The sequence below is a fragment of the Luteibacter sp. 1214 genome, assembly GCF_031455395.1.
In the GTDB taxonomy this organism is placed as follows: Bacteria; Pseudomonadota; Gammaproteobacteria; order Xanthomonadales; family Rhodanobacteraceae; genus Luteibacter; species Luteibacter mycovicinus.
Genome location: NZ_JAVDSQ010000016.1, coordinates 1 through 2,500, shown reverse-complemented (window position 1 = coordinate 2,500; position 2,500 = coordinate 1). Strand labels below are relative to the sequence as shown.

Below are 2,500 nucleotides of genomic sequence, written 5' to 3'. Positions count from 1 at the left end.
ATAGCGAACTAGTACCGTGAGGGAAAGGCGAAAAGAACCCCGGAGAGGGGAGTGAAATAGACCCTGAAACCGTATACGTACAAGCAGTGGAAGCCCGCAAGGGTGACTGCGTACCTTTTGTATAATGGGTCAGCGACTTACTGTCAGTGGCAAGCTTAACCGTATAGGGGAGGCGAAGGGAAACCGAGTCTGAATAGGGCGAATAGTCTCTGGCAGTAGACCCGAAACCGAGTGATCTATCCTTGACCAGGTTGAAGGTGCGGTAACACGCACTGGAGGACCGAACCCACATCTGTTGCAATAGATGGGGATGAGTTGAGGATCGGAGTGAAAGGCTAAACAAACTCGGAGATAGCTGGTTCTCCTCGAAAGCTATTTAGGTAGCGCCTCGTGCGAACACTGTTGGGGGTAGAGCACTGTTATGGCTAGGGGGTCATTGAGACTTACCAACCCATGGCAAACTCCGAATACCAACACGTGATACACGGGAGACACACGGCGGGTGCTAACGTCCGTCGTGAAAAGGGAAACAACCCAGACCCGCAGCTAAGGTCCCAAAGTCATAGCTAAGTGGAAAACGATGTGGAAAGGCATAGACAGCCAGGAGGTTGGCTTAGAAGCAGCCACCCTTTAAAGAAAGCGTAATAGCTCACTGGTCGAGTCGGTCTGCGCGGAAGATTTAACGGGGCTAAGCTATGCACCGAAGCTCGGGGTGTACGGATTTTGATCCGTACGCGGTAGAGGAGCGTTCCGTAGGCCTGTGAAGGTGGATTGTAAAGTCTGCTGGAGGTATCGGAAGTGCGAATGCTGACATGAGTAACGATAAGGGGGGTGAAAAGCCTCCCCGCCGAAAGCCCAAGGTTTCCTCGCGCAACGTTCATCGGCGCAGGGTGAGTCGGCCCCTAAGGCGAGGCAGAAATGCGTAGTCGATGGGAAGCAGGTTAATATTCCTGCACTTTTCTACAGTGCGATGTGGGGACGGAGAAGGTTAGGTCTACCAGGCGTTGGTTGTCCTGGGGAAAGGCGGTAGGCATGATTCTTAGGCAAATCCGGGAATCTTTATGCCGAGCACCGAGACGAGTCCTTTGGGACGAAGTGACTGACACCACGCTTCCAGGAAAAGCCACTAAGCTTCAGCTGTAGAAAAACCGTACCGTAAACCGACACAGGTAGGCAGGGTGAGAATCCCAAGGCGCTTGAGAGAACTCGGGTGAAGGAACTAGGCAAAATGGCACCGTAACTTCGGGAGAAGGTGCGCCTCTTGGTGTGGTCACGTGCGTGACTGAGCATCGAGGGGTCGCAGTAACCTGGCCGCTGCGACTGTTTATCAAAAACACAGCACTCTGCAAACACGAAAGTGGACGTATAGGGTGTGACGCCTGCCCGGTGCTGGAAGGTTAATTGATGGGGTCAGCCGCAAGGCGAAGCTCTTGATCGAAGCCCCAGTAAACGGCGGCCGTAACTATAACGGTCCTAAGGTAGCGAAATTCCTTGTCGGGTAAGTTCCGACCTGCACGAATGGCGTAACGACAGCGGCGCTGTCTCCACCCGAGACTCAGTGAAATTGAAATCGCTGTGAAGATGCAGCGTTCCCGCGGCAAGACGGAAAGACCCCGTGAACCTTTACTATAGCTTTACATTGAACGTTGAGTTCTTCTGTGTAGGATAGGTGGGAGGCTATGAAACCAGGACGCTAGTTCTGGTGGAGCCATCCTTGAAATACCACCCTGAAGTGCTTGACGTTCTAACCTAGGTCCGTAATCCGGATCGGGGACCATGTATGGTGGGTAGTTTGACTGGGGCGGTCTCCTCCCAAAGAGTAACGGAGGAGCACGAAGGTACGCTCAGCGCGGTCGGACATCGCGCACTGTGTGCAAAGGCATAAGCGTGCTTGACTGCGAGATCGACGGATCAAGCAGGTACGAAAGTAGGTCTTAGTGATCCGGTGGTTCTGTATGGAAGGGCCATCGCTCAACGGATAAAAGGTACTCCGGGGATAACAGGCTGATACCGCCCAAGAGTTCATATCGACGGCGGTGTTTGGCACCTCGATGTCGGCTCATCACATCCTGGGGCTGTAGCCGGTCCCAAGGGTATGGCTGTTCGCCATTTAAAGTGGTACGCGAGCTGGGTTCAGAACGTCGTGAGACAGTTCGGTCCCTATCTGTCGTGGGCGTTGGAGATTTGAGGGGGGCTGCTCCTAGTACGAGAGGACCGGAGTGGACGTTCCGCTGGTGTTCGGGTTGTCATGCCCATGGCATTGCCCGGTAGCTACGAACGGAAGTGATAACCGCTGAAAGCATCTAAGCGGGAAGCACGCCCCAAGATGAGATCTCCCGAGAGCTTGACTCTCCTTAAGGCACCATCAAGACTAGGTGGTTGATAGGCACGGTGTGGAAGTGCAGCAATGCATTGAGCTTACGTGTACTAATGAGCCGTGAGGCTTGACCATATAACCCCAAGACGCTTCACCGTCTTATCTCTTAACTCGCTGTTCGAC

1 rRNA gene (cut by a window edge) is annotated in these 2,500 nt (G+C 53.6%); it reads left to right on the top strand.

The window, feature by feature from the left end:
* Positions 1 to 2,452, top strand: a 23S ribosomal RNA gene (locus tag J2X57_RS19855); it begins 432 nt to the left of the window's first position.
* Positions 2,453 to 2,500: the final 48 nt, after the last annotated feature.